Origin of the sequence: Streptomyces sp. A012304 (assembly GCF_026008495.1) — a bacterium.
Lineage (GTDB): Bacteria > Actinomycetota > Actinomycetes > Streptomycetales > Streptomycetaceae > Streptomyces.
In genome coordinates, this window is sequence record NZ_BQUN01000012.1 from 48,220 (window position 1) to 63,873 (window position 15,654).

A 15,654-nucleotide genomic window follows, 5' to 3' on the forward strand; every position below is an offset into this window, starting at 1 on the left:
TACCTCACCCCGCCCCACGCCTCCCGATAGGTTCCGTCCATGCCTGGACAGTTGCTCGAACTGCACGTGGAGAACTTCCGCAGCCTGCGGGACGTGACGATCCCGTTAGGTCCGCTGACGGTCCTCGTCGGTGCGAACGGTGTCGGCAAGTCGAACGTCCTCAAGGTTTTCGACCTGCTCGCCGACATCATCCGTACCGACCTCGAACCCGCCCTCGAATCCCGGGGTGGGTTCGACCAGGTCGCGTTCTGGGGCGGGCCCAAACCGCCGACCACCCTCCGCATCCGGCTCAAGGCCACCTGGACCACCCACTCCAGCCCCAACGCCCCCGACGAATACGACCTCAAGGTCCGACGCTACTCGGCGCCCGGCAACAAAGACAGCGGCCGTTACCGCCTCACCCGCAGCGAGAGCTTCCAGTTCAAGCGAACGCGGGGGCGAGGCCGCCGCATCACCGTGTCGGGCGAGCGCGCCACAGTGGTCGATACTCGGCCGAGCAGCGGTCTTGAGGACAGCAGCGAGTTCGGTATCCAGCGACTCAGCAGCGGTCTGTCCACCCTCCCCCGCTTGACCAGTACCGAGGGTGGAACCGAGGTGGCCCTAGTGGCGCATCAACTCTCCTCGTTCCGCGTGTTCGACGTGAACGTCGACGCGGCTCGCCGTCCTTCCCGCGTCGACCACGGCGACCTGTCATCCGACGCGGACAACTTGGCCGCCTTCTTGTACACGCTCCACACGGGAGACGACGACCTCTGGAACCGGCTGGTCGACGACGCCCGTTCCGTCCTTCCGCAACTGCTGGACATCGAATTCGTCCACGTCGGAGGCCGAGCAGATCAGGTCACTGTCATCCTTCGTGAGCGCGGGCTGCGGCAGCCCACCCCCCTCGCCGACGCCTCTTACGGGACCGTCCGCCTCCTCGGACTCCTGGCCCTGCTCCACGACCCCACGCCTCCCGCACTCACGTGTGTCGAGGAGATCGATCACGGTCTTCACCCCCAGGCGCTGAGGTTGATCGTCGAGCGCTTGAGGGAAGCCAGCGAACGGACCCAGTTCATCGTCGCCACGCACTCCCCCGCCCTGACCGACCGACTTCTGCCCGGAGAGATTGTGATCTGCGAGCGGGACGACGAGGGAGCCTCGCTCATCCCCGCGATCAGCACGGCCGACGTGAGTGCGATCGTCGAGGAGAGCGGAGACCTGCCGCTCGGTGAGCTGTGGTTCTCAGGTGTTCTCGGAGGCGACCTGACGGGAGACGAACTGTAGTGGCCAGGAGCAGAGGCCCCCAGGGGCGTGGCGTCATCGTGCTGGCCGGCGAGGACTCCAACGACTGCCGGATCGTCGCCGAGATCATCAAGCAGCACCATCCGGACCTGGGCAGCGCCCGCCTGGTCGAGATCAGCGACAAGACCCGCCTCAAGACGGCCTCCGGGCCCGACCTCGCGGCCCGCGTCCGCACGATCATCGGCAAAGCGAAGGGCCGCGCGCTCCGAGCGAAGGGTCCGCTCGTCGGCCTGGTGATCCACGAGGACCTGGACGGCTACACGGACGCCGAGTACGCCCGTGTCCGTGCGAACGTCGCCGGGGCACTCTCCCGCGAGAGCCCCTGCAACTCGGCGTTGGCGCTTGCCGCTTGGGAGTCGGAGGCCTGGCTCTTACTCTTCCCGGACGCCTTCCCGGCCGTCCGGCCCAACTGGAAGGTTCCCGCGCAGCTCCAAGGCCGCGACACCGGAACCATCAAGAGCCCCAAGGAAGACCTGAAGCGCAAGCTCGGTTCCCCGGCGTTCCGGGAGTGCGACGGGCCCAAGGTCGCCGAGCAGGCCCGATCGCTTGGCCTACTAGCCTCGGGCCCGACCGGCACCAACCGCTCCTACAAGGACTTCGTCCAAGAACTCGGCCGGTGGTCCGCAGCTTCCGTCCCAAGTCCGCGCCGCAGGTGAGCCGTTCACAACTCGGCCCCACGACTCAGTTCATCTGGTCTACGGCGTACCCAACAAACATTGCCCAGGCATCCGGGCCAACAGCCAGTCCGGGATGGTCCCTGTCCTTGGAGTCCCGCACATGGATCGTCCGCGTCGAGGTGGCCACCTCGACGCAATCGCCGCCCTCAGCCCCGCTGTAACTGCTCTTGAACCAGGTCAGAGACGAGTCCGCCTTGCTCTTGGGTCGGGGCGTCATGGTTCTCCCAACAACTTCTCGATGTAGGACAACGACTCGCGGGGAGCGAGTGCTTGCGCTCGGATAATCCCATAGCGCGCGGCCAGCACGCGCACCTCTTCTCGGTCGGTGACCAGCGTGCTTCGCCCCTGCGTCTCCAAGTAGCCAACCTGCTCCCCGCCCTTGCGCATGTAGAGCGTGAAGCCACCGTCCACGCCTGCATTGTCTTCTCGGTCCAACGGCATGATCTGGACTTCGACGTTGCGCTGTTGACCGATGAGAAGGATCTGCTCCAACTGCCCCCGCACGACATCCGGACCGCCGAGTCGGCGAAGCAACACTGCCTCCTCCATCACGAAGCTGAATAGTGGTCTGTCGACTCTGGCGAAGACCTCTTGTCGTGCCAGCCGAGCTGCCACTCGCTGCTCGATTACCTCTTCAGTCAGAAGCGGCCTCCGCATCCGCAGGAGGGCTCGCATGTATTCCTCGGTCTGCAAGAGCCCTTTGACCACGTGGGTGTCGTATGCGTGCAGCTCAACCGCCTCCGCCTCCAACCGAGCCGCATCCCGAAAGAACGCGGGATACTGCGCTCGCGCCACCTCCTCCTTCATCTCCTGGAGAACCCCGCCCGCGTCCAGCAGGCCGTCCGCCACATCGATGAACCGAGGCGGCGGTACCCGCCTCCCCTGTTCGAACGCCGCGATGGTGGACGCCGAGTAGCCGGTCCGCGAACCGAACTCGGCCCGCTCCAGCCCCGCCCGCAGCCGGAAGCGTTTCAACTGCCGTCCGAACACCCGGAGGATGCCCGAGTCCGGCTCGGGCGGCCCCGGTGACTCCGTCCCGACGTCCGAGCCCACGCCCGCAGCCGCGGTTCCGTCCGGCTCCCCTGCCAGTTCGCTCACCCGCCCGCTCACCTCCACCGCCCGTACCGATCAACCAACACCGTAGAAATCACACGCTGACCACGCCGCCGAACCTCGAAAGTCCACCCGCACAAGTGCTCAGGCGGCCGAATGTCCCGCTTTGGCCTTGCGGCGGTCATGGCGTTCCCTGCACTCTCGGCACAACGCGCGCGGATCATGCGTACGGATCGCGCGTTCGCAGCCGTCGCAGGTGACTAGCGGCGCCCTCTGTGCTGCGGGCGCCGTCGCCGTCGCCGTACGGAGAGGCGCCGTCGGCAATGGCGGCGGGAGCAGGGTCGTCAGGCGGTATTCGACGAAGCTCGCCGGGTGGCGGATGGGAACAGCCTCGGAGGGCAGGCCCGCGGTCAGCGTTCGGGTGATCTGATCCGGCGTCGCGCCACGGGCGAGCCACGTCTCGACGGCGGGCAAGAGCCGCTGGACTTCCCGTTCGGAGAGCAACAGCCGGGTGTCGGCGAGCCGTAGACGCGCGAGGAGGTCAACCGCCGGGGCGGTGGGCGCCGTTACGGGCTTGGGGGCGGCACTCCTCGTACGTACGAGAGTCGGCGCAGAGACCCCCACCGTCTCCTCCACCGCCTCCTCCACCGCCGCCGCCGGAGCAGCCACCGGCCCCGGCGCGGGCGGAAGTTCGCGTTCAGGCCCGGCCATCGCGACCGCCATCGCGGGGACAGCCGCCCGCGAGCCACCGCCCCGCACCGAGGCGCGTACAACAGCCCCCGGATGATCGAGAAAGAACGTGCGCGTGGCGATCCGGCCACCCCCGAGCGGCACCCGGCGACGCACGAGGTAACCGGCCTCCTCCAGCTCCCTCAACGCCCTGCCGATCGTCACCTCGCCCTCGGGGAAGCGCAGGGTAAGCGCCTTGATGGTGACCGAGGCGCCATCGGGCAAGGACTGGATGTAGACGCCGATACCGATCGCTGTGGCGGAGAGACGGGGGTGCTGGGCGAGGTGGTTGCCAACGACGGTGTAGCGCTCGGTGTGGCGGTGCCGTACGTGGAGGACTCCGGCGCGGGGCGCGTCCGGCGGGAGTTCCGGAGTCGGGGGCGGCGATTGCCGCTCGGGCGACGGGTGCGCGGGCAGGGCCGCGTTAGACTGCGGGTCAGCCATCGGGAAGCCATCATCTTCCTGGTTGGTCAGGCCCTCGCCGGGATTGCAGTCCTGTCGGGGGCCGTTCTCTATTTGCGGTTGTGTGCGGCGACCGTACCCCACCCGCACGACCGTCCGACGTCCCCGTCACTCGAACGAGTGGCAGCCCAACTCGCAGGCGAACAGGCCGGGTTTGGTGGGGTCGGTAGTTTCCCCAAAGGCTTTCAAGAACATCGCGCACCACCGCGTCACGGCATCCCGTGTCCCGGTTCCGACCTGGGCAGAAAGCCGGCCACTGGGCCGCCCGACTGCCCTTCGACAACTGCCGTCTCCGACCTTGGCCCTGACGGCCCCTCAACGCGGGTTCAGGGCACGCCTGGCCGCGTTGATGACGCTGTGGGCGTCAGCCCCGTACACCGCCGACTCGCGCAGGGTGCGCCAGACCTTCGCGTACGAGGCGATGTTGTCGGCGTCGTCCAACCACATCTCGGCGTGCCAGTCCTCGGCGCGCCGACGTGGCCGCTCGCCTGGCTCAAGCACTTCAGCCAGGGGTGGGGAATGCGGCAGAGGCGGAGGATCTGCCAGAGGGCACGTTGGCCACCGACACCCGGAGGAACAAGCTGGGTCCACCGGACGGCTGCGCGCCTCCGCCTGATGGATTCGGGCTCGACCACAGGGCGTCGAACCGTAGACTTCGGCGGCGAACGCCGACGAGGTCTGGCCGTCGCGCGCTCTTGGGGGAGGACATCGCATGCAGAACCCTTCGGACTCAATGGAGATCGCCGAGCCTGAGGAGAGCGGCCGGAACGATACCGCCGGCTCACCTATTGCGGACGATCCGACACCCGACTCGGACATCGACTCAGCGACGGCATCGACGGTCCTGGTGGAGGTGCTGCCAGGGGTCGCTGTCGTCTGCGGCGCTGAGGTTCCGGCGGAACTCAAGCCCGATCTGCTCGACTTCGGGATCGTGTCGGCCGCCGACCGCAAGCAGATCTCCACAGTCCTGGCCGCGATCGGGAACACGGCGACCGTGGCTGGCAATCTCGGAAACGCATTCGCCAGTGTGCAGGGGCTCTACAGACTCAGCGCCGCGTCACAGGCCTGGCTGAATGCCGGTGCGACGCTCGCCGTCAAGGACGGCGCGAATCTCGGAGCGGTGTTCGCCAACGGAAAGATAGTCCACCAGGCCCGTCTCCTCCCCGTGGCTTCCGTGAGCGCAGCACAGAACGCCGCCTCGATCGGGCCGGCGCTGGCCATGGTCGGCCTTCAGATGCAACTGAATGAGGTCACGGCCCTTGTCAGGACCAACATCGCGCTGACGAGCCAGGTACTCACAACCATCCGCAACGAGCAGTGGACCGAACTGACGGGGCTCGTCGCCACCATCGATCGCGCGGTCGACCAAGCGCGGGAGATCGAATCGGTCCCCGCCTCCTTGTGGGACAACGTCGCGGGTAGCGAAGCGTCGCTGCGTAAACAGCTCGACCTGTACCGGCTGAACGTCCGTGGCCACGTCGGGCAGATCGATCGGGCCGATGCGAGTCGCCGACGCGAGTATCTCCAGATGAACGCCGAGGCAATCGTCTTCGACGCCAACGCCCTCCTGTCCTCCCTCAAGGCGTGGACCGGGTATCAGGCACTCCGCGCCGGCAGGGCGAGAGCCGCTGGACGCGAAGACGCTGACGAGGCACGGCTCGTCGACGTCATCGCGCGCGACACTCGCGCGGAGCTCGACTCCGCTCTCACCGAGGCGACGAGCCTCGCCGACTCGCTGACGCGGGAGCTGCGCATCATCGCCGAGCTCCCCGGACGCGACACACTGACACTGCCGGGGAAGCGGAAGGAGTCGATCGCAGCCCGCCAAGCCTCCGCCCGTCTTCTGGAGGCGATCGAGCCTCTTGCCGATGCCCTCCATCCGCCGACCCCTCCGCTGGAGGCTCCGGGCGTCGTCTGCGCGCCCACATCGCTGGATCTCGAGCCGCACCTTCGCATCCTGCGATGGTTCCTCGAGGACGGTGAGACCTTGCGCGTCCTCGGCTTCCCCGATCAGCTCGATGCTCTCGGTCCCATTTCCGCGATCTTCGGCGGAGCGAAGGAGAAGCTGACCGCCGGGAGGGACAAGACGGCGGCGAAGACGCTGGTCGCCGTCACGGATCGCCGCATCATCACGGCCAAGTCGAACGCGTTCCTGGAACAAGGCGAGATCCGTCAAGTCATCCCGATCGACCAAGTGCGATACGTCCGAACAGCGACCACCCAGGACAAGAACGCGCGCTTGGCGATCGACCTCATCACGCGCTACGAGAACATCCGGTGGCTCTTCCAGGCAGACATGGACGCCACTCAAGTGGACGCGCTCGCCGCTGTGCTCGCCGAGTCGATGACGATCCCTGACGCGGAACGCGATGAGCTGCAACGGCGGCGCCACGTGCCCATCGAGGCGGGCGGGAAGGGCGAGACCACGGGCACGAGCTCTACGAAATCGACTGGACCCGAGGCCACTGCCGACGATGCCGAGTAGCTCTCCGAGCCAATCGACCGGACAGCGATGGGGGATCGCCAGTGGAGAGCATGAGGTTGTCGGTCGTCGCGGTAGTCGCGTTGCTTCTCGCCACCGGCTGCTCGGCTCAGCCGCGCATCGGCCAGGGGCAGAGCGACGTCTGTCCGCCCGTCGCGTCCGACGTCTCAGCTACTCCCACGCGCGCTTCCGGGCCCGTACGTCAGGTCGAGCTGGGGGACGTGCGGTGCTCGGACGAGGACTCGGGCATCAGCGCCGTGGACATCACGGTGAAGAACACCGGCACGAGCGAAGCCAACTACTACGTCACCGTCGAGTTCCTCGACTCCGAGCAGCACTCGCTTGCCACTGAGTACACCTACTTCGGCCACGTGAGCGCCGCGGCGACCATGTCGAGGACGGCCTACGGGGTACTGCCGACCGACGGCCGCGGGCTGGCCGTCCGCCTCGTCGAGGTGAGGCGTGAGGTCGTTCCGACGAAAGCCCCCGCAAGTGCTCTGGACACGGCGGTGGACCTCTTCGTGGAACAGGGCCTCGTACCGGACGGCGCTCCGTACGGGGATTGCCCTGACACCGCACCCCAGGCCTATTGGATCGGTGACCGAGGAAACTGCTGGACCGCCGTCAACACCTTGCCACCACTGCCCGCCACATCAGCTCCACCGCCCACCCTCGCAGTTCCGACGCCCACGCCCGCGCTCCCCGGAACCGTTTGCCGCGACGGCCGGGTCTCCGGCTCCACCGGCCGCGGAACCTGCTCCCACCATGGCGGTATCGGCCGCTGAGTTCGGCCGGGGACCGTGGGTGGAACGCAGGGCGCTGGCCGTAGTCGATCAGCTACTGTACGGACACGTTCGATTCATGCGCGGCATGCACGTATGCGGAGGGGCACATCTTGGTCGGCAGCGCTCCCGTACCTGAGCCGGAACAGTCGTCACCGGACTCCGCGTCCACAGTGTCCTCGACACCGCGGAACGACGAACCGCTCGTCGAGCTGACCGACACCGGAGTCAGTGCCGGCATCGAAGCGGAGGACCTTGGTCCGAGCCACCGGGCGCCATTCGACCCGGAGCTGATCGACGTTTATCCGCGCGCGACGACCATCGATCTGATGCTTCAGCGCCTCAAACGAGGACTCATCGATCTACAACCCGACTTCCAGCGACGCTCCGGCATCTGGAACGAGACGGCCCAGAGCAGGCTGATCGAGTCTCTTCTCCTGCGCATCGCTCTGCCCACGATCTATGTGGCGGAGGAGGCCGACGACTCCTGGACCGTCGTGGACGGGGTACAGCGGCTCACCACGATCGTCCGCTTCGTCAAGCCGGAGGCCGCCGGGCTGGAACCGCTGATGCTGCGGAACCTGGAATACCTCGATTACAACGGCAAGACCTTCGAGGACCTGCCGGGGCGCATGCAGACCCGCATCCTGGAGACCGAGCTGTCCTTGCTGCTCATCCGAAAGGGCACGCCCGAAGAGGCCCGGTTCAACATCTTCACGCGGATCAACACCGGAGGACTGCCTCTCTCCCAGCAGGAGCTGCGGCACGCGCTCATTCCAGGCCCGGCGCGCGACCTCCTGGCGAGGCTGGCGGAGAGCCCGTTCTTCCTGGACGCGACCGCGCGCAGCGTCTCCCCCAGCCGCATGGCGGAGCGTGAACTGTGCCTGCGCTTCCTCGCGTTCTTGATGATTCGACCCGGGCGGTACGTCACACAGGACTTCGACGGCTTTCTCCGCGCGGCCATGCATCAGATCAACACGCTCAGCACCTCGGAACTGACCGACCTGGAGAGGATTTTCCAGCGCGCCATGTTCAGCAGCATCGCCGTCTTCGGTGAGCAGGCGTTCCGTAAGCAGTTCAAGGATTCGACCCGCCGCTATCCCATCAACAAGGCGCTCTTCGAAGTACAGGCCGTGACCCTGGCCCGGTGCACTTCATCAGAGATCGCCATTCTCAGTCAGCAAGCGGAAACCGTCGAGGAAAATTTCAGAGTCCTGATGGACAACCCGGCGTTCTACGACGCCATCTCCTCCGGCACCGGCGATGCCGACAAGGTCAACTACCGCTTCCAGTCCATGAAGGACCTGTTCCGCGAGGTGTTGGAATCCGCTGATGCTTGAGTCGCTCACTCTCACCAACTTCAAGGCGTTCGCCCACCAGGAACTGCGCCTGGCCCCCTTCACCCTGCTGACCGGACTCAACTCCTCCGGCAAGAGTTCCGTACTCCAGTCCCTGGCGCTGCTGCGGCAGTCGTACGAGTCCGATGATCTCGACCCCTTCGGCGGCGGCGAGGGCGGACTGCTGCTCAACGAGGAGTTGGTACAGCTCGGCATCGGGCAGGACGTTCGGCACGAGTCGTACGACGAGACCGGTCCGCACATCACCCTCGCGGTACAAGGCGACGGTCACACCATGCGGTGGAGCGCCGTCTACGAGCGCGAGGCAGACCATCTCAAACTGCTGCCCGACGAGGACAGGGGCCGCCGCGAACCGCGCCATTACCTGCCGACCCTGTTCGGGCCCGGCTTCCAGTACCTGAAGGCCGACCGCGTCTCCCCTCAGGTCAGCTACCCGCGCTCGCACCACGCCGTGTCCACACGCGGCTTCCTCGGCGCGCACGGCGAGCACACCGTGAACTACCTGCGCGCCCACCAGGACGACCCCGTCGAGGCGTCAGCGCTCCTCGTCCCCGACGCGGCGTCCCACACGCTGCTCGGGCAGACCGAAGCCTGGATGCAGAAGCTCTGTCCTGGAGTGAGACTGGAGGCGGCCGGCATCGACGGCACGGACACAGTGAGGCTCAGCTACCGCTTCGGCTCGGGCGTCTCCCAGTCCAACCGCTATCGCCCCACGAATGTCGGCTTCGGACTCACGTACGTCCTGCCGATCGTCGTGGCCTGCCTGTCGGCCAAGCCTGGGACGCTGATCCTGCTGGAGAACCCGGAGGCGCACCTGCATCCGCAGGGCCAGACCTGGATGGCGTACCTGGCGAGCGCGGCGGCGGCGAGCGGGGCGCAGATCGTGATGGAGACGCACAGCGACCACGTACTCAACGGCCTGCGGCTACGGGTCAAGCAGGAGCTGCTGAGCGCCGACGCGACCGCCGTGCACTACTTCCGTCGCAAGGATCAGACCTCGGAGGTCGTCAGCCCGGTCATCGGGCCGGACGGGCGGCTCTCCGAGTGGCCCGAGGGCTTCTTCGACGAGTGGGAGAACTCCCTCGACCAACTGCTCGACTGAGCTGCAGCACGAAGTCATTGAAGCGCCCCGGGGGGTCGGGGTGATCGGTGCAGAGCGAGAATGGGGTGGGGCGTGCCGCTGCACGTGTTTCTCAACGAACAGTCCTGTGCGTCCGATTGCGGAGCGGACGAAGTCTCGGAGGGCATGCGCACCTTCGTGGGCGTGCTGAGGCGGTTACAGCGTCTGCGCGGCATCAGCCTCGCTACGCAGAATCCGTTCGACGAGACGGAACTCGCACGAGGTTATTACTACGCGCAGTGGCGCAATGACGTCCGCAACAAGGAAGAAGCTCTCTACTTCCAGCGAATGCGCGACCGCTGTGTCACCTTCACAGCGGCTCTGCACGCGGCGGCAATGGAGGAGCGAGACGACATATGGCACCGCTTCAAGGGAGTCGACGTCCATGGACTTCGCGCGGCCTTGATGGCGGACGGACTCGCCCTCAGCCTCCCGCTGGCCCCGGAGTGGGACACCGCCTGGCTGGATCTGGACATCGAAGAGCTGTCTGAGGGCCCCGAGCCCGGAGACGTCGTCGCCGACGAGTACACGGACCAGGTCCGGCACACCTCCCGGAAGGCACACCTCGCCGAACACGAGGAGTGGATCCTGAGGCAAGGACTGGACCGCGTCTCCAGTGGAGCCGAACTCTGGGCGGGACGAGCGGACTTCTTCCCCCACCTCCAATTCCTCGACCGGGTGAAGGACGATCTGGAGAACCTCGACCCACGGTGGTTCAAGGGAGCCCGCCAGTTGCTGCGACAGCTTGAGGCCACCGCGGCCCAGTGGGACCCGACTTCTCCCACCGGGCCGCACTGGGAGGCCCCGAACATCAGAGGCGAGCACGAGAACGCCCGCAAGGACCGGATGTGGGAGGACAACGGCAAGGACGAGTGTTTCCAGTTGCACGGAAACCTCAACCGAGGCGCTGGCCGCATCTACTTCCGGCTCGTTCACGACGAGAAGGCCATCCGCATCGCCCACATCGGGCGCCACCTCTGAAACAGACACTCCCGCCTCTCCCAAACCGACAAAGGCGCAGGTGCCATGACTGATTCCACCGCCGGCCCCGCAGAGACGCAGTCCCGCGCCCGCTATCTCCTGGACGGACGACGGGTGACACTCACCGACCTCCTCAGCGCCGGGCTGCTCACAGAAGGCGAGCACCTGAAGTTCGTACGGCCCCGGATGGGCGAGTCGCACGACGCCACGGTCACGCCCCGTGGATGGATCCGGCTGGCGGACGGGGAGGAGTTCCGCTCGCCCTCCAAGGCCGCCACGGTCGCTGTCGGGTACGGGACGTTCGACGGATGGGAGGCATGGCAGGTGGACGACGGCAGATTCCTGACGCAGTTGCGCCAGGAGCTGCTGGACCGGGCCGCCGAGGAAACCGAGCCCACGGAACCGGAGGAGGAGCGACAGACGTCGCTGTCGCCCAGCGAACGCCATGCCCGACTGAAGAAGGCACGTGAGTCGGCCGAGGCAGGCAGCCCGTTCACCCTCACCGTGCAGGAGCTGCTGGGCTGGTGGGGTGCGACCGGCCGGGGACTGGTCAATGAACAGATCGAGGCCGACCTCGCCAACCACAGCCTCATCACCTCGCCCGAGTTCGACAAGGTCCCCCTGACCGCCACGGTCCAGCTGGTCAAGGCTGCGGAAGAGGACGTCGAGGACATTCCTCTCGCCGGGTCTTCACCGCCCCTCACAGCGCCGGCCGGCACGTCCGAAGAACAGGAGTCACGCGAGACCGGGCTCACCGTAGGCACCCTGCCCTCCGCCCTCGGCGGTGTCGTCAGCGTCAAGCCGACCGCCACCTTCGAGGAGGTCATCACGCTGATGGTGCTCCACGACTTCTCGCAGCTGCCCGTCCTCGCCGGTCCGCACAACCTGCGGGGATCCGTCTCGTGGAAGTCGATAGCGCGTGCCCGGCACGCCGACCCCGGCGCCCATCTCTCCCAGGCCATCGTGGACGCCCGGGACGTGCGCTACGACCACGACCTGATCGATGTCCTTCCCACCCTGGCCGAACACGACTTCGTCCTCGTCCGTGACCAGCGGAACGCCATCGCCGGCATCGTCACCGCCGCCGACGTGGCCCAGGCCTACGGCGAACTGGCCGGACACTTCCTCCTGATCGGGGAGATGGACCGCAGGCTGCGGCAGGTCATCGCGGGCGCCTTCACCCTGCCCGAGGTCACAAAACTCTGCGACCCGAAGGAAGAACGCATCACCGCCTTCGGCGACATGAGCGTCGGCGACTACAAACGCGTACTGGAGAACCCCGACCTGTGGCAGCAACTGGGATGGCCACTCGACCGCAAGGTGTTCATCGACCGGCTTGAGGAGATCCGCAGGATCCGCAACAACGTCATGCACTTCAACAGCAGCGATCCCCTACCGAAGGACGACGTGGACAAGATCCGCAACCTCAACAAGCTGCTGCGGGAGTACGGGGAGTAGATCCAGGGACCTGCCGCACACCGCCGCCTACACGCCACACACCGTCGCCTACGGCGGCTCTCTGTGTGCGCGTCGGCCCTGGGCACATCCGTGTGCGCCCGGCAGCGTAGGCGCCATGAACAGTAAGCACTCACCCACCTCCATGACGGCGGCCGCAACACGTGACGCGGCAGAAGTGGGCGCCACGACCGCCGAGTTCACGATGCGCTTCAGTTCCACTCCGCGCGGCGCCCGCCTCGCCCGCCGCCTGGTCGCGGACCGGCTCGACGCATGGGGCCACCCCTACACGTCCACAGTGAACGAGACGCTGACCCTCATCACAGCCGAGCTGACCGCCAACGCCGTACGCCACGGGCACGTACAGGGACGCGACTTCGAGGTGCGACTCGTCGCTACCGGCGAGACGCTGAGCGTGGAGGTCTCCGACACGCGTGCGGAGCGCGTGCCGCCGCTCTCCCCGCGGGAGGCTCCCGGTGACGCCGAGGCCGGTCGTGGGCTGATGCTCGTAGCCGCTCTGGCCGACCGGTGGGGCATCGAGCCCCGGGCGATGGGCCCCGGGAAGACCGTGTGGGCGGAGACGGGCTGTCCCCTCACCGGCCGCTCGCCCGCCCTCGGGATGCCGCGATGACTCGCGTACTCTCCGTGCATGGTTTACGTCATAGCGCTCAGTGAGAAGGAACTTGACCGTATTGACATGGACTTACGGCTGAAGCAGTCCTTCACCAAGACTGTCGCCGCCGAGTCCTTGCCGAGTGGTTCCGAGCCGCAGATCACTCTGCTCGTCAAACGGTCGTCCGCGGCCGGGCAGGCCCCGCTGGTTTGGCTGGGGGTCGTACGACAGCCACGCGGAGAGAAGGTGGCCGCAGTCGACTCCCGGGTCAACGTGGAACTGCTACGAGAGTGCCCCGTCTCTGTCTCGTTACAGGCCATCGAAAAGAAATTGCCCCCTGATGTCCGCAACGTGATCGTTGCCGCTTCGGACAGGGAATTCACCATCCTCGACGCCGTTGCGTCCGAAGCTCTCCTTTCGGCCCTCGCCCAGCACCATGAGAAGCTGCGCCAACTGCTCGACTTTCTGGGTGAGGCCGCCGAGCCAGAACGCCTCGATCCGCTGAGTCGGGCCGAGGACGCCTCTTGGCAGGAGCAACTCGAAGCTGCCCGGCTGGCTATGGCAACCGTGGGGATTCCGCCTGCTCGGCTTGCCGCGTGGCGCCGTCCGGCCGATCGCCACGCGCCGGCTCTGGCTGGTCTAATCGCCGAACCCTATGAACCGTCGCTACTCGACTACGACATGCATCACTTCTTCGACGGAGACGACGTCTTCCAGTCCATGGGGCCTCCGTATGTCGGCGGCTCTCTCGGCTCCGCCTTTCGATGCGACATCCAAGTCTTCGAACACCTCGGCCGCCGAATCGAAATCGCGAACGTCAACGCATCACCGGTCGAAACTCGCCTCGGCACCGACCTGATTTTCTACCACGAGCCGACGCAAAGCTTCGTGCTGGTGCAGTACAAGCGCCTGCCGCACGAAGCCGGAAACCGCTGGATTCGCGTTGACAAGAAACTGCTGAGTCAGCTGGACCGACTGGAGCGCGTGGCCGCCCTCAGCCGCCCAGCGGGCCTTCCCCACGAATGGCGGCTCGGCCCTGATCCATGCTTTGTGAAGCTCTCCTACTGGCCCCTGACGGAAACCATCGACCCAGGCCCCTCGCCCGGCATGTATCTGCCCGTACCGTACGTGCGGCTACTGCTGGAAGACGACGTCACACGGGGCCCCAATGGCGGACGGCTGCTCGGGTACCCCCAGATCGACCGGTATCTGACGAACACCGAGTTCACCACGCTCATCAAGAACGGATTGGTGGGCACCGTCGGCACAACGATCGAGGAACTCGCGGCAATCGGTGCGCAACGGGCCGAGGAGGACAGGATGTCCGTAGTCGTCGCCGTCGAGAGGGCCACGGGTCCACTGCGCGAGACGGTCAAGGAGCGGCACAAGCGCAACCACGCTCAGGGATACGACAAGGCGCTCGCCAACCGCTTGCGCAGGCAGCGTCGTCACGCACCCATGCCCGGTCAGCAGACGTTCCCTGAGGCTTAGGGCTTGGCAGTCTCGGGCCGGTCCGGCTCGGCTCGACTCGGCTCGGCTCGGCTCGGCTCGGGAACGCTCACAGGCCAAGGCTCCGCACCACGAACTTCATGTGCTGGATGTTGCCCACCTTGTTCCACGTCGAGTGGTTACCGGTGCTGACTGAGCCTTCGGTCCGGTCGCGCAACCACCTCTCTCCTGTTCCCGCCTCCGCGCCCCGGAAGTCCGCGAGCCTGGTGAGACAGCGCGCGGCCTCCCGGTTGGCGTCGTCGTACTGCCTGCCGTGCGGCACCTTGGACAGGTGGTAGGAGCGGGCGGTGGTGTAGCGGAGGATGCCCCACGGCGGGCCTCCGCCGCGCGCGGGCGGGGTCTGGGTGACGTACGTGGCGGGGTGGATTCCGTAGTCGCCATAGCGGAGTCGGGGGAGGTACGGGCGTTCACCGTGCTGGATCTCGTGCCAGGTTTCCCAGTCCGTGCGCGGGGCCTCGTACGGGACGCCTTCCCGGAAGTCGGCCGGCGGTTCGGGGAAGCCGCCCGCCACCACGGTCACGGTGTGCCACGAGGTGAGCGGGATCAGGGAGTCCAGGGCGCGCAGCGCCTCCTTGGCGGCTTCGGGGCGGTCGGGCAGGACCGTGCAGAGGTCGAGGAAGAGGGCGGCCGGGTGGTTCGCGGGAAGCCGGTCCAGCAACGCGCGGACGTCCCAGGCCGTGCCGTCGTTCCACTCGCCGGGGAGACGCACGCGGATACCGAGTACGTCCTCGCGTCGCCGAGCCACGGCGAGGGCGAGTGACTGCTGCGCGACGGGGCGTCCGGGTCCGGTTACGGGCCGCAGGTTGCGGTGGTCCCACCAGTCGAGGGTGAGAGCCTCGGTCAGGACCGCGGCTTCGTTGGCGTCGGCGAACGGCGCGTCCAGCCAAGCGGATCCGTGGCGCTGTGCGGCGGTGACGCCGTCGGCGTCCTTGCCGATCCGTTCGGCCAGCGGCTTCGGCAGCGTGCCGGGGCGGGGAGGCAGTGTCCACAGGGGAGCGATCCGGCACTGTACGTCCGGCGTCAGCTCACGGTAGGCGGCCGTGGCGTGCGGCCGGGTCGGCAGGACGGGAACGTACAGCGGTACGGACATGACGTCCCCCTCGGCGCTGCCCGTGCACGGTGTTTTCCTTGTTTTCCTTCAGGGTGAAA

The 15,654-nt window shown here is 67.0% G+C and carries 14 protein-coding genes and 1 pseudogene; 10 read left to right on the forward strand and 5 right to left on the reverse strand.

The genetic code is table 11. The annotated features are described in order from the left end of the window. Positions 1-39: 39 nt before the first annotated feature. Both ALMP_RS03325 and ALMP_RS03330 read left to right on the forward strand, forming a co-directional pair. On the forward strand, positions 40-1,266 hold the full coding sequence (locus ALMP_RS03325; protein ID WP_375803419.1) for an AAA family ATPase: 1,227 nt from the start codon (positions 40-42) through the stop codon (positions 1,264-1,266). Further along, the gene (locus ALMP_RS03330; RefSeq protein ID WP_264924514.1) at positions 1,266-1,940 is read left to right on the forward strand and encodes a hypothetical protein; all 675 of its coding nucleotides are present in this window, start codon (positions 1,266-1,268) and stop codon (positions 1,938-1,940) included. Before ALMP_RS03325 ends, ALMP_RS03330 begins: the two co-directional genes overlap by 1 nt. Before the next feature lie 25 nt (positions 1,941-1,965). Here ALMP_RS03330 and ALMP_RS03335 read toward each other — a convergent pair whose 3' ends face one another. The 4 genes and pseudogenes from ALMP_RS03335 to ALMP_RS03350 all read right to left on the reverse strand — a co-directional run. After that, complete coding sequence (locus ALMP_RS03335) at positions 1,966-2,178, reverse strand: DUF397 domain-containing protein (RefSeq protein WP_264924515.1); 213 nt, start codon at positions 2,176-2,178, stop codon at positions 1,966-1,968. Then, complete coding sequence (locus tag ALMP_RS03340) at positions 2,175-3,059, reverse strand: helix-turn-helix domain-containing protein (protein ID WP_375803420.1); 885 nt, start codon at positions 3,057-3,059, stop codon at positions 2,175-2,177. Before ALMP_RS03340 ends, ALMP_RS03335 begins: the two co-directional genes overlap by 4 nt. A gap of 99 nt (positions 3,060-3,158) precedes the next feature. Beyond that, entirely contained in the window at positions 3,159-4,187 is a 1,029-nt protein-coding gene (locus tag ALMP_RS03345; protein WP_264924517.1) for a helix-turn-helix domain-containing protein, read from the reverse strand. Between the two features lie 333 nt (positions 4,188-4,520). Further along, positions 4,521-4,673, reverse strand: a pseudogene (locus tag ALMP_RS03350) (transcriptional regulator); the annotation flags it as partial. Positions 4,674-4,917: 244 nt separating this feature from the next. On the opposite strand from ALMP_RS03350, the gene ALMP_RS03355 reads away from it, so the two are divergent. From ALMP_RS03355 to ALMP_RS03390, 8 genes are all read left to right on the forward strand, one after another. Continuing rightward, positions 4,918-6,690: a hypothetical protein gene (locus ALMP_RS03355; RefSeq protein ID WP_264924519.1), complete on the forward strand. Its 1,773-nt coding sequence runs from the start codon at positions 4,918-4,920 to the stop codon at positions 6,688-6,690. Positions 6,691-6,740: 50 nt separating this feature from the next. Next, positions 6,741-7,472, forward strand: coding sequence for a DUF3761 domain-containing protein (locus ALMP_RS03360; RefSeq protein WP_264924520.1), 732 nt, complete (start codon positions 6,741-6,743; stop codon positions 7,470-7,472). Between the two features lie 170 nt (positions 7,473-7,642). Further along, entirely contained in the window at positions 7,643-8,809 is a 1,167-nt protein-coding gene (locus tag ALMP_RS03365) for a DUF262 domain-containing protein (RefSeq protein WP_264924521.1), read from the forward strand. Then, the gene (locus ALMP_RS03370) at positions 8,802-9,929 is read left to right on the forward strand and encodes a DUF3696 domain-containing protein (protein WP_264924522.1); all 1,128 of its coding nucleotides are present in this window, start codon (positions 8,802-8,804) and stop codon (positions 9,927-9,929) included. Before ALMP_RS03365 ends, ALMP_RS03370 begins: the two co-directional genes overlap by 8 nt. Positions 9,930-10,073: 144 nt before the next feature. Next, positions 10,074-10,928 carry a hypothetical protein gene (locus ALMP_RS03375; protein ID WP_264924524.1) on the forward strand — a complete coding sequence of 285 codons (855 nt, stop codon included), beginning with the start codon at positions 10,074-10,076 and terminating at the stop codon, positions 10,926-10,928. Between the two features lie 45 nt (positions 10,929-10,973). Beyond that, positions 10,974-12,386 carry a CBS domain-containing protein gene (locus ALMP_RS03380; RefSeq protein WP_264924525.1) on the forward strand — a complete coding sequence of 471 codons (1,413 nt, stop codon included), beginning with the start codon at positions 10,974-10,976 and terminating at the stop codon, positions 12,384-12,386. Positions 12,387-12,501: 115 nt separating this feature from the next. Continuing rightward, complete coding sequence (locus ALMP_RS03385; protein ID WP_375803421.1) at positions 12,502-13,014, forward strand: ATP-binding protein; 513 nt, start codon at positions 12,502-12,504, stop codon at positions 13,012-13,014. 18 nt (positions 13,015-13,032) lie between these two features. Continuing rightward, positions 13,033-14,487, forward strand: coding sequence for a hypothetical protein (locus ALMP_RS03390; RefSeq protein WP_264924527.1), 1,455 nt, complete (start codon positions 13,033-13,035; stop codon positions 14,485-14,487). A gap of 67 nt (positions 14,488-14,554) precedes the next feature. Here ALMP_RS03390 and ALMP_RS03395 read toward each other — a convergent pair whose 3' ends face one another. Further along, on the reverse strand, positions 14,555-15,595 hold the full coding sequence (locus tag ALMP_RS03395) for a beta family protein (protein ID WP_264924529.1): 1,041 nt from the start codon (positions 15,593-15,595) through the stop codon (positions 14,555-14,557). Positions 15,596-15,654 lie beyond the last annotated feature (59 nt).